The organism is Pseudomonadota bacterium, assembly GCA_030859565.1.
GTDB lineage: Bacteria > Pseudomonadota > Gammaproteobacteria > JACCXJ01 > JACCXJ01 > USCg-Taylor.
The window spans coordinates 1-22,754 of record JALZJW010000060.1; the positions used below are offsets into that span (position 1 = coordinate 1).

The 22,754-nt window shown below is 61.2% G+C and carries 23 protein-coding genes and 1 pseudogene; 12 read left to right on the forward strand and 12 right to left on the reverse strand.

Annotated elements, in window-relative coordinates; all coding sequences use genetic code 11:
- The coding region (locus M3436_10430) for a hypothetical protein (GenBank protein ID MDQ3564528.1) at positions 1-294 on the forward strand (294 nt) is incomplete at its 5' end.
- Between the two features lie 218 nt (positions 295-512).
- On the opposite strand, the gene M3436_10435 is transcribed toward M3436_10430, so the two are convergent.
- The 9 genes from M3436_10435 to M3436_10475 form a co-directional block, all read right to left on the reverse strand.
- Positions 513-1,367 carry a D-amino acid aminotransferase gene (locus M3436_10435; GenBank protein ID MDQ3564529.1) on the reverse strand — a complete coding sequence of 285 codons (855 nt, stop codon included), beginning with the start codon at positions 1,365-1,367 and terminating at the stop codon, positions 513-515.
- A 12-nt stretch (positions 1,368-1,379) separates the two neighbouring features.
- Positions 1,380-2,513: a D-alanyl-D-alanine carboxypeptidase gene (locus tag M3436_10440; protein MDQ3564530.1), complete on the reverse strand. Its 1,134-nt coding sequence runs from the start codon at positions 2,511-2,513 to the stop codon at positions 1,380-1,382.
- Positions 2,514-2,702: 189 nt separating this feature from the next.
- The gene (locus M3436_10445) at positions 2,703-3,563 is read right to left on the reverse strand and encodes a septal ring lytic transglycosylase RlpA family protein (GenBank protein ID MDQ3564531.1); all 861 of its coding nucleotides are present in this window, start codon (positions 3,561-3,563) and stop codon (positions 2,703-2,705) included.
- The gene (gene mltB / locus M3436_10450; GenBank protein ID MDQ3564532.1) at positions 3,511-4,521 is read right to left on the reverse strand and encodes a lytic murein transglycosylase B; all 1,011 of its coding nucleotides are present in this window, start codon (positions 4,519-4,521) and stop codon (positions 3,511-3,513) included. Before mltB ends, M3436_10445 begins: the two co-directional genes overlap by 53 nt.
- A gap of 9 nt (positions 4,522-4,530) precedes the next feature.
- Entirely contained in the window at positions 4,531-5,544 is a 1,014-nt protein-coding gene (gene rodA, locus M3436_10455; protein ID MDQ3564533.1) for a rod shape-determining protein RodA, read from the reverse strand.
- A gap of 70 nt (positions 5,545-5,614) precedes the next feature.
- Positions 5,615-7,426, reverse strand: a complete 1,812-nt coding sequence (mrdA, locus tag M3436_10460; GenBank protein MDQ3564534.1) for a penicillin-binding protein 2 — start codon at positions 7,424-7,426, stop codon at positions 5,615-5,617.
- Between the two features lie 129 nt (positions 7,427-7,555).
- Positions 7,556-8,044, reverse strand: coding sequence for a rod shape-determining protein MreD (gene mreD / locus M3436_10465; GenBank protein MDQ3564535.1), 489 nt, complete (start codon positions 8,042-8,044; stop codon positions 7,556-7,558).
- Complete coding sequence (gene mreC / locus M3436_10470) at positions 8,041-8,916, reverse strand: rod shape-determining protein MreC (GenBank protein MDQ3564536.1); 876 nt, start codon at positions 8,914-8,916, stop codon at positions 8,041-8,043. Before mreC ends, mreD begins: the two co-directional genes overlap by 4 nt.
- Positions 8,917-9,087: 171 nt before the next feature.
- Positions 9,088-10,134: a rod shape-determining protein gene (locus tag M3436_10475; GenBank protein ID MDQ3564537.1), complete on the reverse strand. Its 1,047-nt coding sequence runs from the start codon at positions 10,132-10,134 to the stop codon at positions 9,088-9,090.
- Between the two features lie 178 nt (positions 10,135-10,312).
- Between M3436_10475 and gatC the strand changes: the two genes are divergently transcribed.
- From gatC to gatB, 3 genes are read left to right on the forward strand one after another with little or no spacing between them, the layout of a single operon-like run.
- Positions 10,313-10,603 carry an Asp-tRNA(Asn)/Glu-tRNA(Gln) amidotransferase subunit GatC gene (gene gatC / locus M3436_10480; protein ID MDQ3564538.1) on the forward strand — a complete coding sequence of 97 codons (291 nt, stop codon included), beginning with the start codon at positions 10,313-10,315 and terminating at the stop codon, positions 10,601-10,603.
- 7 nt (positions 10,604-10,610) lie between these two features.
- Positions 10,611-12,065: an Asp-tRNA(Asn)/Glu-tRNA(Gln) amidotransferase subunit GatA gene (gene gatA / locus M3436_10485; GenBank protein MDQ3564539.1), complete on the forward strand. Its 1,455-nt coding sequence runs from the start codon at positions 10,611-10,613 to the stop codon at positions 12,063-12,065.
- Between the two features lie 5 nt (positions 12,066-12,070).
- The gene (gene gatB, locus M3436_10490) at positions 12,071-13,513 is read left to right on the forward strand and encodes an Asp-tRNA(Asn)/Glu-tRNA(Gln) amidotransferase subunit GatB (protein MDQ3564540.1); all 1,443 of its coding nucleotides are present in this window, start codon (positions 12,071-12,073) and stop codon (positions 13,511-13,513) included.
- Between the two features lie 136 nt (positions 13,514-13,649).
- Here gatB and M3436_10495 read toward each other — a convergent pair whose 3' ends face one another.
- The 3 genes from M3436_10495 to M3436_10505 form a co-directional block, all read right to left on the reverse strand.
- Positions 13,650-13,778: a hypothetical protein gene (locus tag M3436_10495; GenBank protein MDQ3564541.1), complete on the reverse strand. Its 129-nt coding sequence runs from the start codon at positions 13,776-13,778 to the stop codon at positions 13,650-13,652.
- Between the two features lie 236 nt (positions 13,779-14,014).
- Positions 14,015-14,827 carry an EAL domain-containing protein gene (locus M3436_10500; GenBank protein ID MDQ3564542.1) on the reverse strand — a complete coding sequence of 271 codons (813 nt, stop codon included), beginning with the start codon at positions 14,825-14,827 and terminating at the stop codon, positions 14,015-14,017.
- A complete protein-coding gene (locus M3436_10505) occupies positions 14,824-16,299 on the reverse strand; it encodes a diguanylate cyclase (protein ID MDQ3564543.1) in 1,476 nt (491 codons plus the stop codon). The genes M3436_10500 and M3436_10505 overlap by 4 nt, the downstream gene beginning before the upstream one ends.
- A gap of 326 nt (positions 16,300-16,625) precedes the next feature.
- Between M3436_10505 and ccmA the strand changes: the two are divergent.
- The 8 genes and pseudogenes from ccmA (at position 16,626) to M3436_10545 (ending at position 22,520) form a co-directional block, all read left to right on the forward strand.
- Positions 16,626-17,222, forward strand: a pseudogene (gene ccmA, locus M3436_10510) (cytochrome c biogenesis heme-transporting ATPase CcmA).
- Entirely contained in the window at positions 17,207-17,887 is a 681-nt protein-coding gene (gene ccmB / locus M3436_10515) for a heme exporter protein CcmB (GenBank protein MDQ3564544.1), read from the forward strand. Before ccmA ends, ccmB begins: the two are co-directional and overlap by 16 nt.
- Positions 17,888-17,890: 3 nt before the next feature.
- Positions 17,891-18,619 (forward strand): heme ABC transporter permease, encoded by a 729-nt coding sequence (locus M3436_10520; GenBank protein MDQ3564545.1) that lies wholly within the window; start codon positions 17,891-17,893, stop codon positions 18,617-18,619.
- Positions 18,616-18,816 carry a heme exporter protein CcmD gene (gene ccmD, locus M3436_10525; GenBank protein MDQ3564546.1) on the forward strand — a complete coding sequence of 67 codons (201 nt, stop codon included), beginning with the start codon at positions 18,616-18,618 and terminating at the stop codon, positions 18,814-18,816. Before M3436_10520 ends, ccmD begins: the two co-directional genes overlap by 4 nt.
- Positions 18,813-19,247: a cytochrome c maturation protein CcmE gene (ccmE, locus tag M3436_10530; GenBank protein ID MDQ3564547.1), complete on the forward strand. Its 435-nt coding sequence runs from the start codon at positions 18,813-18,815 to the stop codon at positions 19,245-19,247. Before ccmD ends, ccmE begins: the two co-directional genes overlap by 4 nt.
- A complete protein-coding gene (locus M3436_10535) occupies positions 19,244-21,229 on the forward strand; it encodes a heme lyase CcmF/NrfE family subunit (protein MDQ3564548.1) in 1,986 nt (661 codons plus the stop codon). Before ccmE ends, M3436_10535 begins: the two co-directional genes overlap by 4 nt.
- Positions 21,230-21,437: 208 nt before the next feature.
- The gene (locus M3436_10540) at positions 21,438-22,064 is read left to right on the forward strand and encodes a DsbE family thiol:disulfide interchange protein (protein ID MDQ3564549.1); all 627 of its coding nucleotides are present in this window, start codon (positions 21,438-21,440) and stop codon (positions 22,062-22,064) included.
- Between the two features lie 3 nt (positions 22,065-22,067).
- A complete protein-coding gene (locus tag M3436_10545) occupies positions 22,068-22,520 on the forward strand; it encodes a cytochrome c-type biogenesis protein CcmH (protein MDQ3564550.1) in 453 nt (150 codons plus the stop codon).
- The last annotated feature ends 234 nt before the right edge of the window (positions 22,521-22,754 follow it).

Sequence of the window (22,754 nt, forward strand, 5' to 3'; positions counted from 1 at the left end):
GGCATCATGGGCCATACTATGGAGGTTTTAGTTTCGAGGGAAGACTCAATGACCCAGGATTTGACTGAGGCGCCCGATGCCGAGCTAGTGCGGGAAATCTACCGCCGCATTAAAGGGGATTCAGAGACGCATTACCACCGAAACTACGTATTTCGCGAGGCGTTGAGACCTATTTATCTCTTTTTCGACAAGCAGGATATCGATGAGGCGAACGTGCGTATGCGCAAGTGTCCGCAATGGGAGCAACTCGAAGCGGCCCGTGATGAGGTACTGAAATACGCGCCGGGCGAGTGAAGGCGGCCAGGAACACGCGTTTGCGTTTGTGCCCGTTGCGTTGTTGGCTGTTTTCTTTTTCACGACTCTTCTAGCCTTGCTTGTATTAGGCGCCGTCGGTCTCGGGCTGTGGTTTTGGTGGGTGCGCCGAGCGGCGAGCACGCCATGGAAGCGAAAGCCACGGCCAGACGTTGTATGAACTCGAGCGGCGACATCACCATATCCTTGGTACCGCCGTTTTAAGGCGGTGCAGCTTTCAACGCTTGGGCCGCCTTAAACTCTTCGTACAGTTCAAACGCCCGCGCCCACAGCGGTCCCGGTTCACCGCTGCCCACGGGATGCCCGTCCAAGACGGTCACCGGCAGGATCTCGCGGACCGAGCTCGTCAGCCAGATTTCCTCCGCGCCCAAAAGCTCGGCGCGCGGAACCTCGGTTTCCACGCAGCGGATCCCTGCCGCGGGCAATATTTCCACCAGCACATCGCGGGTGATCCCCGGCAGGAGCGCATGGCTTTTGGGCGGTGTTTTGACGATACCGCCCGCGGCGATGAACACGTTGCTGGCCGCGCCCTCGGTCAGCCGGCCGTCCCGGAGCAAAATGGCTTCATAAGCCCCGCCATCGGCGGCCCGCTGCCGCAGCATCACGTTCGCGAGCAGATCGATAGCCTTGATGTCGCAGTAGTGCCAGCGGATATCATCACAGGTGATCGCGCTGACGGGCGCGTGGCCGGGCTTGGGGTCTAGGCAGGTGCTCATCGCAAACACGGTCGGTGTGATGGGCTCGGGCAATACATGGTCGCGCTTGGCAGCTCCGCGGGTCACCTGAACATACAGGGATTGGTCTCCTCTCCCGTTACGCTCGACGAGCGTATTCAATAGATCCGCCCAATCGCGCTCGCAGAGAGGCTGCGGGATGCGAATCGCCTCTAAGCTCTGACGGAGCCGCGCGAGGTGCTGGTGCAAGCGAAACGTGCGTCCGTTGAATACCGGGATCACCTCATAGACGCCGTCACCGAAGATGAAGCCCCGGTCCAACACGGACACGCGCGCGCATTCGAGAGCGATGAATTCGCCGTTAAGATAGCAATCCGGCATCGCGGGAAACGGCTACTGTATACGCATCCAAACTTCGTCGAGGAGGCGGTTATAGAGCGGCCCCTCGGCGATGGATCTCAGCAAAACCAGCGGCCTTTGCATAAGCTCCTTGCCGCCGAGATTGATCGTCAAGGTCCCGCCTCGTTGCCCTTTCGCCACCGGAGCAACGATCCGCGGTTCGAGAAGCATCGCCGCCTTCAGATCCTTATACCGCCGCCGCGGCAAGGTGATAAAAAGATCTTCCGCCAGGCCCACGTCGGCGGCTTGCGCTTCACCCTTCCACACGCGCACCTGGGCGAGCGCTTGATGGGCGGCGTACAGGCGATGGGTTTCGTAAAACCGGAACCCATAATTGAGTAATCCTTGGGTTGCGGCGCCGCGCTCCTTTTCCGTTTTCGATCCCAGCACCACCGAAATTAGACGCATGCCGTCGCGCAGCGCGGAGGCCGCCAAACAATACCCGGCGCCCTGCGTATGCCCGGTCTTGAGGCCGTCTACGGACGCATCGCGCCACAGCAGCTTGTTGCGGTTAGGTTGTTTAATACCGTTAAAAGTGAACTCCTTGATCTTGGAAAGCGCGTAGACATCCGGATAATCGCGGACGAGCGCCCTGGACAGGAGGGCGAGATCGCGCGCCGTCGCGTAGTGGTTTGGATCGGGAAGCCCCGAGGTGTTCGTAAAGTGAGTGTTTTTAAGACCGATACGCCGCGCGTGCTGGTTCATGAGCTCCGCGAAGACCTCTTCGGAACCGGAAATATGCTCGGCGAGCGCAACGCCCGCGTCGTTGCCCGATTGGATGACCACGCCCATTAACAGGTCTTTGACGGAGACCTGTTTGCCGACCTCGATAAACATTTTCGACCCGCCCGTGCGCCACGCCTGCTCGCTGATGGTTACCGGATCCTCCAAGGCGACATTCCCTTCCTTCAGCTCATGCGCGAGCGCGTACATCGTCATGATCTTAGTCAGGCTCGCGGGTTCCCAGCGCTGGTCCGGGTTGCCCTCGGCGAGGAGCTCGCCACTGTGATAATCCATCAAAACGTGTGCCGCGGCGTCGATCCGCGGCGGGGGCGCCACCGGCGCCTCAACGGCATGCGCCCAGTTCGATAACACCGAAAGTAGGACTAAGAGTGAGAAGGTTTTCATGGTGGTTTGCAAAACTCATGAGCACATACCTGAAAGGATGCTACCCGGAAACAGCGTATTAGATTCTCACGCAACCAATGTTATACAGACCGACTTCAACAAATCTGGAAGTAGAGGGAGATAAAGACTATGCCTGTCCCGGAAGAACAGGGGCCTTGGAGTGGTACCCCAAATTTCAAATATGTATGGTTAGTTTTCGATAAGGCGATGGTGCCGGACGCCCATCCGTGTAAGCCGCGCGGCGAGGCGGCTTGCGGCCGCCGTCGTTGCCAACGGACCGACGTGCACTAGGTAATAGGATCTGTCCGCGATGACGTCCGGCCGAATCTCAACGCTATTATCCAGCAGCGCTACGATATGGTTGCGCAGGCGCTCCGCGTTGCTCATGTGGGAAAAGGCGCCCACCTGCAAATAATACCCGGAACGCTTGCGTGATCGATGGAGCGGCGACGGAGTCGCGGCACGGACCGCCGGCCGGCGGCCAGGCGCGATGGTCCGCAGATCGACACGCGCCGTGCCGGGTCCATGAACACCGAGCTTCACGGCCGCCGCATAGGAAAGATCGATGACGCGATCGTCCTTGAACGGTCCCCGATCGTTGACCCTTACGATGGCCCGGCGGCCGTTCTCCAGATTGGTGACCTCGACATAGGTCGGCAACGGCAAGACCCGATGCGCCGCCGTCATCTTATACATATCGTAGGTCTCGCCGCTCGAGGTGCGACGCAGGTGAAAGTCGCGGCCATACCAAGAGGCGATCCCGCGTTCCGCGAATCCCGCGGCATTTTTCAACGGGCGATACCGCCGGCCAAAGACCTCGTAGAATTCGGGGTTACCGTAACGACTCAAGGGTTCGTCACGAACCGTGGGGCCGGGATCGGGAATTTTGGCCGCCGGGGAAACGGGTCCTTGCCGCACGGGGGCCGTGCCGCACCCCGTGGCTAGCAGGCCTAGGCAGAGTAGCAAGGCGTACCCGTAGGTTGAGGTTCGGCCGGCTTCAGTGGCTAGCGATGGGATCGCGCGGATGAGCTTCACTGTTTTTATAACCACGCCTGACGGCCTCGGCCAGTTGAAATACGGCCATCGCGTATAAAGCGCTACGATTATAGCGCGTTATCACGAAGAAGTTTTTCAGCGCCAGCCAAAATTCCCGGCCGGCGCCGGTGTCCAAGGCGACAAGAGACGCGAGCAAGTCGTCGCCAATGAGCTTCTGCGGGACGATCCCCGCCTCCCGCATTGTTTTCAAGCTCACACTGGGCTCCCTTCCTTGATACAAGAATGTATCATACTGCCGGCCCGTGACACGGGCCGGCACCACGATCGGCTTTCCGGCTTCCCAACCGTGGGCTTTTAAATAATTTCCAACGCTGCCAATCGCATCGGCCGGATTTCCCCAAATGTCCGCGCGGCCGTCGTGATCGAAATCCACCGCGAAGCGGCGATAGCTACTGGAAATAAATTGAGGGATCCCCATGGCGCCGGCATAGGACCCCTTAATCGATAGCGCATCCATGCCATGATCGCGCGTGAACAGCAGGAAGCTCTCGAGCTCGCTACGAAAGAACGCAGCGCGTGGCGGAAAGTGAAACGCCAGGGTGCTGAGCGCGTCCACGACCACATGCGTGCCGGTATTCTTTCCGTAGGAGGTCTCGACCCCAATGATGCTGGCGATGATGTGAGGCGGTACGCCAAAAGCACGTTCCGCGCGTTCCAGGGCCGCGCGGTTACGGGCCCAGAAATCGACGCCTGCTTCGGTTCGCCCGGGCGTTACAAAGTTGGTGCGGTATTGATACCAAGGCTTGGACTCGGCGGGTTTCGCGATCGCGGCCAATACCACCGGCGCCAAGCGGACTTCACGGAACAAAGCATCGAGATCGGCGCGCGAAAAACCATGGCGTCCCACCATCTCATCGATAAATGCCTTGGCCGCATTGCGATTGAGCTCGCTCGCAAACGACGATCCGATGCAGGAAATCGCGAGGCATACGGCCCCAATCAACGCCTTCAAACGTGCTCCTCAATTCGACAGTAGTCGTTTGTGGGTGTGAATCGACATCAGAATACCGGAACTCGCGAGCAGAGTCACGAGCGAGGTTCCTCCGTAGCTAATGAAAGGCAACGGGATGCCGACAACCGGCAATTGGCCGACCACCATACCCATGTTGACGAAGATATAAATAAACAGTGTGATCGTAAGGCTGCCGGCGAATAAGCGCAGGAAGCTTTCTTGCGCCGCAAGAGCGATCGTTAAACCGCGCAGGATCACGAATAAATAAACGCTCAGAAGCAGTAACACACCCATTAATCCGAATTCCTCGCACAGCACGGCGAATATAAAGTCGGTCGACCGTTCCGGCAAAAATTCCAAGTGTGATTGCGTCCCGTTTAACCAGCCCTTGCCGTACAAGCCTCCGGAACCGACGGCAATCATGGATTGGATAATATGATAGCCCGACCCTAGCGGATCGTTCTCCGGATTCAACAAAGTGAGCAAGCGCTGGCGCTGGTATTCATGCATGTAATACCAAAGCACCGGCGCGCCCGCTGCGGTCACGATCGCCCCAACGCCAAGCAATCGCCAGCTTATGCCGGCTAAAAACAACACCGACAGACCGGTCGCCGCCACCAGCGTCGCGGTGCCGAGATCCGGTTGCTCGGCAATGAGAGCCACTGGAATCATAACGATGCCAAGGGTCACGAACGTGCGGCGAAAGCCCGGGGCCATTCCCTCGTTGCTCAAATACCAACACACCATCATCGGCAGCGCGATCTTCATCAGCTCCGAGGGTTGAAAACGTATGACGCCGAGATCGAGCCAGCGCTGGGCGCCGCGCCCCGTGCCGATAAGCATCACCAAACCGAGCAGCGCTACGCCAATCGCATAGAACCAGGGTGCCCAGCGTCTGAATTGGGCCGGTGGAATCTGCGCCATGCCGACCAGGATCCCAAGCCCGGCGGCCATCTTCACGCCTTGGCCGATGACGACTCCCATCCGTTGCCCGCCGGCGCTATAGAGAACCAGCAAACCCATCGCACACAAGATCAGCACCCCGGTAAGCAGAGGCGGATCGAGATGAAACCGATTAATGGCCGGGCGCAGGCTATCCACCGCCAACTTGCTGCATCTCCGTCGTGTCGGCGCTAAAATACTGATCCAAGAGTCTGCGCGCGATCGGCGCCGCGGCTTCGCTGCCGCTGCCCCCGTGCTCGACCACGATCGCCAGCACGATAACCGGCGCTTCCACCGGAGCAAATGCTATGAATAGGGCGTGATCACGCAGATGCTCCGGTACGTTTTTGTTGTTGATCACCTGACCTTGCTTGATTCTGAACACCTGGGCGGTACCGGTCTTCCCCGCAAACCGGAACGGCGCATCCAGGCCGACCGTTCGGGCCGTTCCGTCGCTACCGTGAACCACCCGTTCCATGGATTGAACGATCTGTTGCCGGTCGGCGGCGCTGATGAAGGGGGCTTCGGCCTTGGCGGGGTCCTCCACCGGAGTGCTCGTCTGAGCCCGGCGGTCAACCGTGTGGCTCACGACGCGCGGTGTAACGCGGCGGCCGCCGTTAGCGAGCATCGCCGTGGCCGTCACGAGCTGCAAGGGCGTCGCCAATACGAATCCTTGCCCAATGCCGGTGATCAAGGTCTCCCCGGAGTACCAGGAAAGACGCCGCGATTCTCGCTTCCACGCTGGCGAGGGCAGGAGTCCGGATGCCTCACTCGGTAAATCGATTCCCGTAGCTTGTCCGAAGTTGAACCGGCTCAGGTAGGCGTGCAAACGCTCGATTCCGAGATCGTGCGCCAGGCGGTAAAAATACACATCGCAGGATTGGGCGACGGCCCGCCCGAGATCGACATGCCCGTGACCGGTCTTTTTCCAACAGCGGTATTTGTGCCGTTGTCCGGCAAGGCTGTACGAACCGGGGCACCAGCTCGCCGTCGCGGGCGTTCTCAACCCTTCGTGAAGGCCGGCCAGCGCCACGAACGGTTTGATCGCGGAACCGGGTGGATACATTCCTTGCAGCGCGCGGTTGAAAAGCGGCCGATCCGGGGAATCATGCAATGCTTTGTACTCGTCGATGCCGATACCGCCGACGAATACATTCGGGTCATACACCGGGTTACTGACCAAGGCCAACACCGCCCCGGTTCGAGGATCGGCGGCCAGCACCGCGCCCCGTTTCGTTCCTAGCTCCTGCAAAGCCGCACGTTGCAGCCGGGTATCGATAGACAGGTGCAGGTCCCGACCCGGTACCGACGGCACGCGCTTCAAGACCCTGATCACGCGCCCTTCGGCATTCACCTCCACTTCTTGATAGCCCACGCGGCCGTGGAGCACCGCTTCATAGGATTTTTCCACGCCGGTCTTACCCATGTGAGTGGTCGCGCTGTAGTTGGAGGTGTCCAATTGCTTGGTCTCCGCCTCGTCGATCCGGCCCATGTAGCCGACGACGTGAGCCAGCTGCGCTCCACGCGGGTAGTAGCGGCTTAAACGCGCAACAATCGCCACGCCTGGGAAGCGGTGACGATCGACGACAAAGCGCGCAACGTCCTCCTCGCCGACATTACTCACTAAGGGCACCCCTTCGAACCTGCGCTTTTTGCGCAGGGCCCGATAGAAGGTCTTGAGATCACCATCGCCAATCGTCATCAACTCCCGCAGCTCACGCATGACCTTAGGGAGATCAGGCGTCCTTTCCGGTACGATCTCGAGGCTGAAAGTAGGTCGGTTGTCGGCCAGCAGCACGCCCTCGTGGCTGTATATCAGTCCACGTGTCGGAGCGAGCGGCACGATCTTGAGCCGATTCTCTTGCGATAGCGTCTTATAGCGGTCGTGCTCGAATACCTGAAGCTTGATAAGCCGCCCGATGACCAGCAACAGCGACACGCCTATAATCACGAGCGAGGCCATGACGCGGTTACGAAAAATCCGGGTCTCGGTCCCCGAATCCGTAAGGACAAATGGGTAAGGCACCTGTTCGTTATACTAACTTACCGGAGCGGATGCGAATACCCTCTCTAAGCCCGCCGGTGAAACCGGTTAAGCGATGCCGTATTTGCGGCGCATATCGCGCAACACCAGATAGAGCCATGGCCAGAACACCATGGTCGAGATGACAGGCAACCAGTGGAACGCGTAGTTCGGGGTTAAGCCGATGATTCCTTGGACCCAGGACTTCAATAGCGCGTTGATTGCGACCAGCAGACCCACGCATAAGGATTGTTGAAACCATGAAAAGGTACGCAAGCGCCGGTGATTCGTCACGGTGAGATAGGCAATGATCGCGAACCCGGCGGCGTGTTGCCCGAGCAGACTCCCCTCCAAGGCGTCGAGGACCAGCCCGATAACCCAAGCGGTGCCGATACCGACGCGGTCCGGTACGGCCATGCACCAGTAGATCAACACCATGGCCGTCCACGCGGGCCGCCACGCCGCCGCCCAGTCAGGCAGGGGCATGAGCGCGAGTACGATCGCCGCCAGCAAGGTCACCGGAATAGCCCAAGCCGATCCGCCTTGTTCCGCCATCATTGAAAAGCGATACTCTCTCTGGACGATGGATCATCGGGGCTCTGCCGCCTGTCAGGCCAAAGCAGTAGGACCTCCCGCGCTTGTTCGACCTTCGCGCTTGCGACCGCCATGACCTTCGCGAACGGTTCACCCGGATCGACGCTGATTTCGGTCACCACGCCCACCGGGTAGCCGACCGGGAAACGCCCATCAAGCCCCGAAGAGACGATTAAATCCCCGCGTTTCACATCGGCATTCAACGGTACGTGCGCGAGCTCCAGACCTTCGGCCGAACCGCTGCCGCTGGCGATGGCGCGTACGCCGCTGCGATTGATTTGTACCGGCAAGGCATGACTGATATCGGTGATCAGCAAGGCCGTGGATGAAATCGGATTCACATGGATGATCTGCCCCATGATACCGTCGCCATCGATGATCGGTTGACCTTGATAGACGCCCTGCTGGCTGCCCTTGTCGAGCACGGCAGTTCGGCTGGGCGGGACCAGCTCCAAGGCGATCACATCGGCTACCAACACCCGCTCGCTCACCTCCAGCGACGATTCCAGCAACTCCCGCAAGCGCATATTTTCCGCTTCCAACGCTGCAAACCGCTGGGAACGTGTCTTAAGCATCAAGTTTTGCCTGCGCAGAAGCCGATTCTCGGCGATTAAGCTCGTTTGGGTTACGAGTCTCTTACGCACCGCGCGAACGATCTCCTGCGGAAGGTTTACGACGTACTGAAGCGGATACACCACGAGCGAGAGGACCCCGCGTACGTCCTCCATCTGCTCGCGCTGATGATCGACGATCATCAAGCCGAGCGATGTCAGCAACAGCAGGCCGAGACGAAACCCGAGCAGCGGCCCGCGCCGAAATAGGGTCTTTTCCGCCACAATCCCTCCGTGCCGTGTTGAAGCTTAGGAAGCTCTGCAAAAGTCACTGCGCAGCCCATCTGCTTTGTCGCGTGCTCGCCCGTCGCTCCCCTATCTACCTGATATGTCTCGCGACTCGCTCCGCGGCTTCGCGCATCTGGGCTTGCTCGCGACACTTTTGCAGAGCTTCCCTTACTCTAACGATAAAACCTCGGGACCGAGATCATCGATCAGTTCCAATACGCGCCCACCACCGCGCGCGACGCAGGTGAGCGGGTCCTCGGCAATCACCACCGGGATCCCGGTTTCTTCTTTCAGCAACCGATCGAAGTCCCGGAGCAAGGCGCCTCCACCGGTTAATACCATGCCGCGCTCCGAGACGTCCGAGGCGAGCTCCGGCGGTGTCTTTTCCAGGGATGTCTTCACGGCGCTTACGATTCCCGACAAGGGCTCCTGCAAGGCCTCCAAGATCTCGTTGCTGTTCAGGGTGAAGCTGCGAGGCAGCCCTTCGGCAAGATTCCTACCCCGTACTTCGATTTCCCTCACCTCATCGCCCGGATAGGCGCAACCTACCGTGTGCTTGATGCGCTCGGCGGTCGCATCCCCGATCAGGGTCCCGTAGTTACGGCGCACATAATTGATGATCGCGTCGTCCAATCGATCGCCGCCGATACGCACGGAATCCGCAAATACAATGCCGTTAAGCGATATAATCGCGACCTCCGAGGTGCCTCCGCCGATATCCAAGACCATCGAGCCGCTGGCATCGCTGACCGGTAATCCGGCGCCGATGGCCGCGGCCAAAGGCTCTTCCAGCAGGTAGACATCGCGCGCGCCCGCCCCGGCGGCTGATTCGCGGATGGCCCGCCGCTCCACCTGTGTCGAGCCGCAGGGTACACAAATCACGACCCGCGGGCTCGGCTTCAAGAAGCGATTTCCATGGACCTTATGCATAAAGTAAAGGAGCATTTTTTCGGTGATGGTATAATCCGCGATGACCCCATCCTTGAGCGGACGCGTCGCCGTGATATTGCCCGGCGTGCGTCCCAACATGCGCTTGGCCTCGGTGCCGACGGCTGCGATGCTCTTTTGGTTAGAATGATTCGGGCTCTGGCGAATAGCCACGACCGAGGGCTCGTTCAGAACAACGCCCTTTCCGCGCATGTAGATGAGCGTATTCGCCGTCCCCAGATCGATGGAAAGGTCGTTCGAAAAAAATCCGCGCAATCGGCTAAACATACCAAGACGCAACTCGCGAATGCGGGCGGCGAAAGCCCGCCCGGTGCGATTAAGAACAACGAACTAAACGTTTTCCCAGGTCAACGTGTAAATGTCACTGTAACAGTCGCCAAGGCTTCGAGCAAGCTTGTGGCTGTGGTAAATTTGGAATCCCGGACCCCCCGCATGGCGAGCTGAAATGACCCTAGAGAAAACGGACGTGGAGAGAATCGCATGGTTGGCGCAGCTAAAGTTGAGTGACAACGACATTCCCGAGTATGCGCGGCAGCTTTCCAGTATCCTGGCCTTGGTCGAACAAATGAACACCGTGGATACAGTCAGCGTCGCACCGCTCGCCCATCCTCTGGAGCTGAGCCTGAGACTCCGCGACGACGTGGTCACGGAAGGGAATCAGAGAGAGACGTTTCAAGCGATTGCCGCACACGTGGAGGCCGGGCTTTATTGTGTCCCGAAGGTGATAGATACCTAGCCGCCGGATGTATAAAATTTCCCTAATACAATTGTCGCAGGCGCTCGATCGGCGCGAGATCTCGAGTGTTGAGCTGACCGAGATCTACCTCGATCGCATCGCGCGCATGGACGCCGAATACAATAGCTTCATCACGGTCACCGCGGAGCTCGCTCGCATTCAAGCCAGGGAGGCCGATCAACGGCGACAGGCGGGTAACAATGGACCGCTCACGGGCATCCCGATCGCGCACAAAGACATTTTTTGTACGCGCGGCGTCAAGACGTCCTGCGCCTCGCGAATGCTGGACAACTTTATCGCTCCCTACGATGCGACGGTGGTCGAAAAGCTCCGGCGGGCCGGTATGGTGATGCTCGGCAAGACCAATATGGATGAATTCGCCATGGGATCGTCCAACGAGACCAGCTTTTACGGACCCGTGCGCAACCCTTGGGACCTCGAGCGCGTGCCGGGGGGCTCGTCCGGCGGCTCCGCATGCGCCGTGGCGGCGCGATTAGCGCCCGCCGCCACCGGCACCGACACCGGCGGGTCTATTCGCCAACCCGCGGCCCTCTGCGGTCTTACCGGCATTAAGCCCACCTATGGGACCGTATCCCGCTATGGGATGATCGCCTATGCATCGAGCCTCGATCAAGGCGGACCGATCGCCCGTTCCGCAGAGGATGCGGCGCTATTGCTCACCGCCATGGCGGGCTTCGATGCGCGGGATTCGACTTCCGCCGGGCGCCCGGCCGAAGACTACTCGGCACACCTCGACGACTCGATCGAGGGACTCCGGATCGGGCTCCCGCGCGAGTTCTTCGGAGAAGGGCTAGACTCCCAAATCGGCGCTGTGATCGAATCCGCGGTGAAACAATTTGAACGCCTGGGGGCGATCGTTTCCGAGATTTCACTGCCCAATACCCGCCTATCCATCCCGGCATACTATGTGGTTGCGCCGGCCGAATGCTCTTCCAATCTCGCCCGGTTCGATGGCGTGCGTTACGGCTACCGTTGCGATGATGCGGCCGATATCAACGATCTCTTTTCCCGCTCCCGCGGGGAGGGGTTCGGCGCCGAGGTCAAGCGGCGCATCATGATCGGAACCTATGCTCTCTCGGCCGGTTACTATGATGCTTACTACCTCAAAGCGCAGCGGATCCGGCGACTCATCCGCGATGACTTTCACCGCGCCTTCGAGCAGGCCGATGTGATCCTCGGCCCGACCTCGCCGACCGTCGCCTTCAAGCTCGGCGAAAAGACCGGCGATCCGGTCACGATGTATCTCTCCGACATCTATACGATTTCGATCAATTTGGCGGGATTACCGGCATTGTCGCTGCCGGCAGGCTTTGTCGGGCGTCTTCCCGTCGGTTTACAGCTCATCGGCGATCACTTCGGCGAGGCCCGGTTATTGAACGCGGCCCACCGCTACCAGCAAGCGACGGACTGGCACGCCGACGCGCCCGAGGGATGCGATTAGACGGTATGGATTGGGAACCCGTTATCGGACTCGAAATTCACGCGCAGCTCGCGACAAGGAGCAAGATCTTTTCCGGGGCCGCCACCGCATACGGCGCCCTTCCGAATACGCAGGCCTGCGGCGTCGATCTGGGGCTGCCCGGGGTGCTGCCGGTGCTCAATAAAGAAGCCGTGAGGATGGCGGTGAAGTTTGGACTCGCGATCCATGCGGACATCAGCCGCCGATCGGTATTCGCGCGCAAGAACTATTTCTACCCCGATCTCCCCAAAGGCTATCAGATCAGCCAGTATGAGATCCCCATCGTTGGGCAGGGATCGATCGAGATCGAGGGCGAAAACGGCGCCGTCTTGCGTATTGGCATCACGCGGGCGCATCTCGAAGAGGATGCCGGGAAATCGCTCCATGATGCCGTTCACGGAATGTCGGGCATCGACTTGAACCGGGCGGGAACGCCGCTGCTTGAAATCGTCTCGGAACCGGAGCTGCGTTCGGCCAAGCAAGCCGTCGCCTACATGAAAAAGATTCATAGCTTAGTCCGGTATCTCAAAATCTGCGACGGAAACATGCAGGAAGGCTCGTTCCGCTGTGACGCCAACGTCTCGGTCCGCCCGCAAGGACAAACCAAGTTCGGGACTCGGGCCGAGATTAAAAACCTCAACTCGTTTCGCTTTGTCGAGCGGGCCATCAATTACGAGATCCAACGGCAGGTCGACTTGCTTGGATCCGGCGGGCGAGTCATCCAGGAGACCAGGCTCTACGATGCCGAACGCGGCGAGACCCGTTCGATGCGCTTAAAAGAAGAGGCCAACGATTATCGCTACTTTCCCGATCCCGATCTCTTACCCTTGGATCTCAGCGCGGAGTTTATCGCCGGCGTCGAGGTCACGCTACCCGAGCTCCCGGATGCCAAGAAACACCGGTTCATGGCGGAGTTTGGGTTGTCACCTTATTACGCGGCGCTGCTGACGGCGAACCGGGAAACCGGAGACTATTTCGAGGCCACCGTTGCGGCCTCCGGCGGTCAGCCCAAGCTGTCCGCCAACTGGGTGATGGTCGAATTGATGGCCGCGCTCAACCGCGCCGGCATCGAGATCGATCGCAGCCCGATCAGCCCGGCGATGCTCGGGAGCTTGGTCCGGCGGATTGCCGACAACACGATCTCCGGAAAGATCGCCAAAGAGGTGTTCGAAGCGATGTGGAACGGCGAGGGTGACGGCGACGAAATCATTCGCAACCGGGGATTGGAGCAGGTCACCGATACGGCCGCGATTGCGGCGATGATCGACGAGGTACTGCAGCAGAATCCGTCGCAGGTTAGTCAATACCGCCAAGGCAAAGAGCAATTGCTGGCCTTCTTCGTCGGGCAGGTCATGAAGAAATCCAAAGGCAAGGCGAATCCGCAGCAGATCAACGAGATCCTGAAGCAAAAGCTAGCCAAACATATTTGAAATTTCGGGTACACCTCCAAAGTCCCTGTCCTTCCTGGACAGGCATCGTCTTTTCTCCCTCTCCCTCCGGGCTGGTCTTTACCCACAAGAGCACAAGGGATCGGCGACATTTTCGAGCAGGCGACCTGGAGGGATTTCAGTGGTAGAGATCGTAAGCGAGTTCGATGTCGGCCAAGCGTGCCATGCCACGCCAGAGGACTTCCGTACCCGGAGGGCCATCGCCCGTGCGCCCCAGGTGGCCACCGCGCTGGCCCAGGAGGCGCACCGCTTGCCGATCAAAGCCGGACAAGACGGCCGACAAACGGTCGGTAACGCGCTATGAATTGTTCCATGGCATCCTCCTCGAAGCGCAGGTTGGTTTGGCACCACCTACGTACACCGGGAAGGACACCGTTTCAACTTGGGTTGCGGGCGCAAGCCCGCGCTAGGAGGCTGTGATTAAATCGTCGCGAGCACCTTGGGCGCCAGGAGCCGCGGGGAGCGCGCCGCTTGGCCGTGGCTTTACCGGCTCGCGGCCACGTACAGCGGCGTCCTCGCTAACAGCTCCGCGCAGGCCTCGGCGCGGAGAGGATGACTGAAGAGATAGCCCTGCGCTTCCTCGCAACGCTGCTCGCGCAGGAACTGGCATTGCGCGAGGGTCTCCACCCCTTCCGCCACCACCCCGATCTTGAGCTGCTTCGCCATCGCCAGGATCGTTTGAACGACCACCACATCGTCAGCGTCCTCGGGAATGTCGCGCACGAAGGACTTGTCAATCTTGATGCGATCGAGCGGCAGGCGCTTGAGGTAGGGGAGGCTCGAGTACCCGGTGCCGAAGTCATCGACGGTGATCTGGATGCCCATGCCATGCAACTCGCGCAGCACCTTGATGGCATGCTCGGGATCGGCCATCAGCGTCGATTCGGTGATCTCGAGCTCGAGGCTGGGCGCCGAGAGTCCGGAATCTCGCAAGACGGCCCCAACCAGCGCCGGGAGGTCAAACTGCCGGAGGAGCTGGCGCACCGAGAGATTCACGGCCGTTCGCACCGGCGGTAAGCCGGCTGCCTGCCATGTGCTCGCCTGATTGCATGCGGTGCGCAACACCCACTCACCGATCCCGGCGATAAGCCCCGTTTCCTCGGCGATAGGGATGAACTCGGCGGGGAGTACCATGCCCCGTTCCGGGTGTTGCCAGCGCAGCAGCGCCTCGACCCCAACGACCGCATTGCTGCGGAGATCGATCTGTGGCTGGTAGTGCAGCAGCAGCTCCCCGCGATCGAGCGCGCGCCGCAGATGGTTTTCCAGCAACAGTCTTTCATGGGCTTGGGCGTTCATGGCAGCATCGAAGAACTGGTATTGATTCCGCCCTCGACCCTTGGCCTGATAGAGGGCGGTATCGGCATGTTTGAGCAAGGTCTCCGCGTCCGTCCCATCTTTCGCGGGAACAGGCTCACCCCGAGGCTCGTGGTCGCGTGCAACTCATGCCCCAACACCGTGAACGGCACGGACATGGCGCGGAGGGCCTTAATCGCTACCTGGGCGGCATCGCGCGCCGTGGGGATGTGGGGGAGTAGAATCACGAACTCATCGCCCCCGAGGCGTGCCACCGTGTCGCCCTCGCGCAGCAGCATGCGCAGACGCACGGCCGTCTGACGCAGCAGCTCATCCCCGGCCGGGTGGCCCAAGGTGTCGTTGATGGTCTTAAAACGGTCGAGATCGGCGAACAGCACCGCGATCTGGGTGTTGTCGCGCTCGCACTGGGCGAGCGCCTGGCCGAGGCGATCCAGCAGCAACGCCCGGTTCGGGAGCTCCGTCAAGGCATCGTGGTAGGCGAGACGATGGATCTGTTCCCCATGGAGGCGGGCTGCCTCCTCGGCCACTTTCCGTCCGGTGATGTCAAGGCAGCCTCCAATGAAGCCGGCCAGCTCACCATCGGGATGAAAACGCGGTCCGCCGTTATCGAGAAACCACCGGTAGGTCCCATCGCGCCGCTTGAGCCGGTACTCCAGCGTAAAGGGCGCTCGGGCCTGGAGCGCCTTCCCGTAGCTCCGTAGACAGCCCTCGGTATCGTCGGGATGCACTTCTTGAGTCCAACCGTGGTCCATCTCCTGATCGAGTGTGCGCCCGGTGAAGTCGAGCCAGGTCCTGTTGAACCATGTGCAGCGCCCCTCGGCGTCCGCGACCCAGATCATGACCGGGAGGCTATCGGCCAGGGTGCGAAAACGCGCCTCGCTTTCACGCAGCGCTGCTTCCGTCCGGCAGCGCTCTCCTTGTTCCAGGGCCAGCGCGATGAGGTTCGCGATCGCAATGCTGAACAAGCGGTCTTCGGGCATCCAGGACACGGGCGAGCCCGTCCGCTCGTAGCAAAGCACGCCCTCGAGGCGGCCATGCACATGCACGGGGATATCCATCATCGCGGTGATGCCGAGCGGCGTCAGGTAAGTGGCCGAGAACTCGGACGTGCGCGGATCGTTGTGGGCATCATCGGCGACGATGGCCTCGCTGCTCGCGAGCGCCCGAAAATAAGCCGGGTAGAGCACGGCCTGGAACTCGGCGCCAGCGCTGTGCCGGTCGGGGCCCCGCTCGTAGAGATCGACACAGCGGATAGCCGTTCGATCCTCGCTGTATCGCCAGAGACTGACGCGCTCGACCCCGAGCGAGCGCGCGGCGGTCTCGGTCAGTAATCGAAACGCTTGCCCCAGGTCCTCACTCTGGAAGACCTGGCCTTTGGTGAGGGCCGTCAGAGCGGCCTGCTGTTCCAGCAGGCGTTCGTGCCGGATGCGGAGGACGGCCGCTTCAGCATTCACCGGATCCTCGCGTTCACCCCGTGTAAGCAGGCGGGCGCCAAGGCGCCGGAGCTTACTTACGATCGATGTTATGCCGCTGCCTGGCCTGCGATACCTGTTCTGCAACCCGCGCTCCCGGACGTGCCCAAGCTCTAGGTTCAAGCTTGAAGTATTATAACGTTTGAGCCTATAGGAAGCTTGTCGAATCGGCGGCGCGGGTATACCGGCGCCGCGAACTCTACACGATCCTACACCATCGAATGACATCCACGCTCTCGACGATCGGACGCGCAGCCACGATGCCCTATGCAGCTTCGGCCGCGCTTGAAGCCCGCGATCTGTGTTGCCGCCGCGGGGATCGCCTGCTTCTCACCGGCCTCTCCTTTACGCTTGCGCGCGGGGAAATCTTGCAGATCACGGGCGCCAACGGCGCCGGCAAAACCACGCTATTGCGGATGATCGCCGGCCTGACGCAACCGGAATCCGGGACGCTCCATTGGCGCGGCCAACCGCTGGAGAAGGTCCGTTCCGCCTATCTCCGAGATCTCATCTACGTTGGCCACGCCGATGGCGTGAAGGGCAGTTTGAGCGTCGCGGAAAACCTCACGCTCGCTTCCGCCTTGCACGGGGGCGGGATCCCCATCAACGCGGCCTTGCAGCGTTTGGGTCTTGGCGATCTCGCCCATACGCTAACCCACCGGCTATCCGCGGGCCAGCGCCGGCGCCTGGCCTTGGCGCGCTTGCTGGTCAACCAATCCTGCTTGTGGCTTCTGGACGAACCCTTTACCGCCTTGGATAAAACTGCTATAAAAACGGTGGCCTCGATGCTGGAAGAGCACGCCGCGCGCGGCGGGCTGGTTATCTTCACGAGCCATCACTCCACCGACATCACAATCAGCCGCGCTTTACACCTAGAGGATCAGCGGGAATGGAACGGGGACTAGTGCACGCTTGCGTCTGGATCGTCAAGCGCGATTTGCTCTTATTCTGGCGGCACCGCGCCGAGGCCGCCAATCCCGTTCTGTTCTTTTTTGTGATCGCGCTCATTTTTCCGCTCGGTCTGGGGCCGGAACCGCAAATGCTCCAGTCGGTGGGCCCCGGCGTGATCTGGATCGCGGCCTTGCTCGCGACGCTCCTGTCCCTCGAAGCCGTCTTTCGCTCGGACCTCGAGGATGGGAGTCTCGAACAGTTGTTGCTGAGCCCGCATCCGCTGACGCTCCTGGTGATGGCGAAGATACTTTCGCATTGGCTGACGGCCGGCTTGCCTTTATTGCTGCTCGCCCCGATCTTGGGACTGCAATTCGGGATCGCTGGGTACACGCTCGGCGTGTTGTTGCTTACGTTGCTACTCGGCACGCCCGCGCTCAGCCTTATGGGCGCGATTGGCGTGGCGCTGACGGCGGGTTTGCGCGCCGCCGGGATCCTGGCGACGCTGCTGCTCTTACCCCTTTATGTGCCAATCTTGATTTTCGCGACCGGTGCGACCGCCGCCGCGAACCGCGGCTTAGCCTGGGGGCCGCAACTTTATATGCTGGGCGCCCTGCTGATGCTCGCCATCACGCTGGCGCCGCTGGCCGCGGCCGCCGCGCTGCGGATCCGCCATAGCTGAAATATGCAGCAATTACTCGCTCCGAAAAACTTCTATCGCTGGTCCGGCCGTTGGCTACCGCCCGTCGCCTGGGGCACGGGCCTCTGTATGCTCACGGGTCTCTATTGGGGCCTCGTCATCGCTCCGCCGGACTATCAGCAGGGCGACAGCTACCGGATCATGTTCGTGCATGTCCCGAGCGCGTGGATGTCTCTGTTCGTTTATGCGATTATGGCCGGCGCCGGGGCCGTGGCCTTGGTCTGGCGGATCAAGATTGCCGAGGCCGTGGCTTCGGCCAGCGCACCCATCGGAGCGGCCTTTACCGCCTTGGCGTTGATGACCGGTTCGCTGTGGGGCAAGCCCATGTGGGGCACGTGGTGGGTTTGGGATGCGCGGCTTACCTCGGAATTATTGCTGTTGTTCTTATACCTCGGCTATATGGCCTTGGAGCAGGCCATCGAGGATCGCAGAACCGCGACCCGGGCCGCCGCGGTGCTGGCGCTCGTGGGCGCCGTCGATCTGCCGATCATTCACTATTCCGTGGAGTGGTGGCACACCTTGCACCAAGCACCGTCGGTCACGCGCTTCGGCGCGCCCGCGATCCATGGGTCCATGCTCGCGCCCTTGCTCGTCATGGCGCTCGCCTTCTTCGGCTATTATGTGAGTTTGCTGCTCGTGCGTGCGCGCTGCGAATTGCTCGAACGCGAGCGGACCAACCCCTGGGTAGGCGAAGTGTTGCGGGGAATACCGTGAGCGAATTCGTTGCGATGGGCGGCTACGGGTTCTATGTGTGGTCCGCGTATGGCGTCGCGGCCGTCGTTATGCTCGGACTCTTGTGGAGCTCCCTGGCCTGGCAACGCCGGCTGACAGGACAACTCCGGAATAAATCACGGCGCTCGGCATCCGCGCCGCCCGCCGCGCTCGATAAAACCGGCGGGGATTGCACATGACACCGCGCAGGCAGAGGATCATCGCGATCACCCTGATCTTGGCGGGCGTCTCCGCCGCGGCGGCCTTGGGTCTCACCGCACTGAGCAGCAACATCTTGTTCTTCTATACGCCGACGCAATTGCTCTCCGGCGAAGTGCCTCCGGCCGCGCCGATCCGCCTGGGCGGGCTCGTGACCAAGGGCAGCGTGAAGCGGACACCCGACAGCCTCAAGATCAGCTTCGATTTGACGGACCAGCAACACACGGTCAGGGTACGTTACGAGGGGCTGCTCCCCGATCTGTTCCGGGAAGGCCAAGGCATCGTGGCGCAGGGGCGGCTGGCGGCGGACCGAGTCTTCAACGCCAACGAGGTGCTCGCCAAACACGACGAAAACTACATGCCGCCCGAGCTGGCCGCGCACCTTCCCAAAGCCAAGGACACCGCGCCGTGATTCCGGAGCTCGGTCATTTTGCCTTGATCCTGGCCTTGGTCATCGCCACCCTGCAATTCGCCTTGCCGCTCGCCGGCGCTCAGATCGTCCGGGTGCGCTGGATGGCCCTGGCGCGCCCGGCCGCGGGGGCTCAGTGCTTGTTTTCGGCCCTGGCCTTCGGGTGTCTGATCGCGAGCTTTATCGGCAATGATTTCTCCGTCGTCTACGTCGCCAATAACTCCAACACGGAGCTTCCTCTGCCCTACCGCATCGCCGCGGTCTGGGGGGCCCATGAGGGCTCTCTGCTGCTCTGGAGCCTGATCCTGAGCGTTTGGATGGTCGCCGTCGCGCGCTTCAGCCACGCCATGCCGCTCGCCTTCGTGGCGCGTGTCCTGGCGGTCATGGGGATCATCAACGTGGGCTTCCTATCGTTTATGCTCTTGACCTCCAATCCCTTCGCGCGCCAGTTCCCCGCCGCCGCCGAGGGCCGCGATCTCAACCCGCTGTTGCAGGATCCGGGTCTGGTGGTGCATCCGCCGATGCTGTACATGGGTTATGTAGGGTTCTCGGTCGCCTTCAGCTTCGCCATCGCGGCTTTGATCGGCGGTCGGCTCGACGCGCCCTGGGCCCGCTGGTCGCGTCCGTGGACGCTCATGGCCTGGATCTTTCTGACGGTCGGCATCGCGCTCGGGAGCTGGTGGGCTTACTATGAGCTCGGATGGGGCGGATGGTGGTTCTGGGATCCGGTCGAAAATGCCTCCTTCATGCCCTGGCTCCTCGGCACGGCGTTGATTCATTCGCTCGCCGTCACCGATAAACGCGATGCTTTTAAGCGCTGGACTTGTCTCTTGGCGATCTGCGCCTTTTCGTTGAGCCTGCTCGGAACGTTTCTGGTGCGCTCCGGCGTATTGACCTCGGTGCACGCCTTCGCCACCGATCCCGAGCGCGGTGTTTACATCCTCGGTATCTTAGGGCTTACCGTGGGCGGATCGCTCTTGCTGTACGCCGTCCGCGCCCCGCGTATCGTCGATACCGGACGCTTCAATCCGTTCTCGCGCGAGGGCCTGTTACTCATCAATAATATCGTGCTCTTGGTCGCGGCGGCCGCGGTGTTATTGGGCACTCTGTATCCATTGGCGCTCGACGCCTTCGGGCTCGGGAAGATCTCGGTCGGACCTCCGTACTTCAATACGGTCTTCGTGCCGCTGATGCTGCTCTTGGGGCTGGCGCTCGGACTGGGTCCGCTGACGCGCTGGAAAAGCCACGGCGGGCGTGAGCTTGCGAATAGATTGCGGCCCGTAGCCTTCGCTTGCGCCACCGTCGCGATGAGCACCGCACTCGTGCTTGGCCAAGGGAAGGCGATCTTCACATTTCTCGGTCTCTTCGTGGCGACCTGGGTCCTGCTGAGCACCGCGCTCGCGGTACGGGACCGTTGGGCGCATCAACACACCTTGAAAGGGATGATGCGCGCGTTATCACCGGGGTTTTCGGGCATGGCCTTAGCTCACCTCGGCTTCGCGCTCACGCTGGCGGGGGTAACGGTGACCTCGCTCTATGGAGCCGAGCGGGATGTGAAGCTTGCCATTGGGGAGACGGCTGAGCTCGGCGGATACCGTTTTCGCATGGAGCGCTTGCGGAGCGTGGCCGGCCCGAATTACGACGCGACCGAGGCTAGGATCGTCGCCCTACGCGGGGAGTTAGTGATCGCGGAGCTTCATCCGCAGAAAAGAATCTATCGCGTGCAAACCAGCCCGATGACCGAAGCCGCCATCGATGCCGGATTCACCCGCGATCTCTATGTGGCCTTGGGCGAGCCGGTCGGCAAAGAGGCATGGAGCGTGCGCATACAGGTGAAGCCTTGCGTGCGTTGGATCTGGTTGGGCGCAGTGGTAATGGCGCTCGGGGGGATCCTGGCCGCGAGCGATCGGCGCTACCGCTTTGGTCTGCGGCCTGCTCCCGTCCGGCTGGCCGGCGCTACGGATCCGTGGCCTGAGAGGTTGTGAAAAAATCGTCGCGAGCGAAGAAAGGTTGCGCTGCATCCTCGGCGCGCCAAGCAGGGCCGTCTTCGGCCCCGGCCAGCTTCGCTGGCGCTCGGGTACTCGCCCCTGGCCCTGGCTTTCCGCCGGAGCGCAGGACCGTTTCGCCGGGAACGAAACGGCGCACAAGCCCCGTAGGGGCGAGTCTCAAGGATGAGACGAGCAACCGGAGTGTATGTTGAAATACATGAGGATTCCGAGCACCGCCGGAACGCGAGATACCGAGCGCAGCAGATTTTTTCACAGGCTCTGGGCCGTGGTGCGTTACTTGCTGCCCTTGACGGCCCTTATACTGTTAGTGGCCCTCCTAACCGCGGGTCTCCAGCGCGATCCGAGGCTCGTCCCCTCCCCGTTTATCGATAATCCCGCGCCCGGATTCGATCTCCCGCAATTGCGCGATCCGGCGAAGCGCATCAATACCCAAGACTTAAAAGGCACGGCCACGCTTATCAACGTGTGGGCAAGCTGGTGCGCGGCCTGCCGCGATGAGCACCCACTGCTCCTCGATCTGGCGCGCACGAGTGGACTGCGGATCATCGGATTGAACTACAAGGATGAGCGTGAACCAGCGCTCGACTGGCTGCGGCGCTTGGGCGATCCGTATGAGACCATTGCCTATGACGGCGACGGACGGGCCGCGATCGAGTGGGGCGTCTACGGCGTTCCGGAAAGCTTCCTGGTCGATGCCGGCGGCGTCATCCGCTTAAAGCACGTGGGGCCGCTGAGCCCCGAGGTGGTCGAGTCGGAACTGCTGCCGCGGCTGCGGGAGACCGGCCCACACCCCGCGAACGGCGCCGAATAACCCATGCGTTGGCTCCTGGTGTTGACTTTGACCTATTCGTTTGCGGCGGCGGCCGCCGATCCAGCCGTCTTCGAGTTCAGCGATCCCGCGCTGGCGCAACGCTTCCAAGAGATCACCGGCGAGCTTAGGTGCCTGGTGTGCCAGAATCAATCGCTCGCCGATTCTCACGCGGAACTGGCCGGCGATCTGCGCCGTGAGATCTTCGCGATGATGCAAGCGGGCCAAACCGATCGGGAGATCCTCGACTTCATGGTAAGGCGCTACGGCGAGTTCGTCCTTTATCGGCCTCCCGTCACGCTTAAGACGCTGGCGCTTTGGTTCGGCCCCGCGGTGATTTTATGCGTCGGGATTTGGTTCCTGGTGCGCACCGTGCGCCACCGCCGCCGCCAGTCCCTCACCCTCGCACCCGCTGAACGCGAGCGCGTCGCCAGGTTGCTCGGGACGAAGGACCCCTAACGCTAGCGCCCGGTGCGATCGTTTCGAGTGTCTTCCATTTCACGCGCCAACGGCCGGTGACCGTATTCTGGGGCCTCGCGGCCGCGATGGTCGCCGTGGCATTGGGATTGATATTGGCGCCGCTAGTGCGCCGGAGCGAGTTGCCCGGCCGTGATCCGCAGGAAGCGGCGCTCGCGGTTTACCGCCAACGCTTCCAGGAGCTAGGCGACGATCTCGGCCGCGGATCGCTTACCC

Bases quoted from the DNA above. Each gene is read 5' to 3' on its own strand.
- M3436_10435 (MDQ3564529.1), bottom strand. From the start codon at position 1,367: ATGCCGGATTGCTATCTTAACGGCGAATTCATCGCTCTCGAATGCGCG.
- M3436_10440 (MDQ3564530.1), bottom strand. From the start codon at position 2,513: ATGAAAACCTTCTCACTCTTAGTCCTACTTTCGGTGTTATCGAACTGG.
- rodA (MDQ3564533.1), bottom strand. From the start codon at position 5,544: ATGGGTTTGCTGGTTCTCTATAGCGCCGGCGGGCAACGGATGGGAGTC.
- mrdA (MDQ3564534.1), bottom strand. From the start codon at position 7,426: ATGGCCTCGCTCGTGATTATAGGCGTGTCGCTGTTGCTGGTCATCGGG.
- mreD (MDQ3564535.1), bottom strand. From the start codon at position 8,044: ATGATGGCGGAACAAGGCGGATCGGCTTGGGCTATTCCGGTGACCTTG.
- M3436_10475 (MDQ3564537.1), bottom strand. From the start codon at position 10,134: ATGTTTAGCCGATTGCGCGGATTTTTTTCGAACGACCTTTCCATCGAT.
- gatC (MDQ3564538.1), top strand. From the start codon at position 10,313: ATGACCCTAGAGAAAACGGACGTGGAGAGAATCGCATGGTTGGCGCAG.
- gatA (MDQ3564539.1), top strand. From the start codon at position 10,611: ATGTATAAAATTTCCCTAATACAATTGTCGCAGGCGCTCGATCGGCGC.
- gatB (MDQ3564540.1), top strand. From the start codon at position 12,071: ATGGATTGGGAACCCGTTATCGGACTCGAAATTCACGCGCAGCTCGCG.
- M3436_10500 (MDQ3564542.1), bottom strand. From the start codon at position 14,827: ATGAACGCCCAAGCCCATGAAAGACTGTTGCTGGAAAACCATCTGCGG.
- ccmB (MDQ3564544.1), top strand. From the start codon at position 17,207: ATGGAACGGGGACTAGTGCACGCTTGCGTCTGGATCGTCAAGCGCGAT.
- M3436_10520 (MDQ3564545.1), top strand. From the start codon at position 17,891: ATGCAGCAATTACTCGCTCCGAAAAACTTCTATCGCTGGTCCGGCCGT.
- ccmE (MDQ3564547.1), top strand. From the start codon at position 18,813: ATGACACCGCGCAGGCAGAGGATCATCGCGATCACCCTGATCTTGGCG.
- M3436_10540 (MDQ3564549.1), top strand. From the start codon at position 21,438: ATGTTGAAATACATGAGGATTCCGAGCACCGCCGGAACGCGAGATACC.
- M3436_10545 (MDQ3564550.1), top strand. From the start codon at position 22,068: ATGCGTTGGCTCCTGGTGTTGACTTTGACCTATTCGTTTGCGGCGGCG.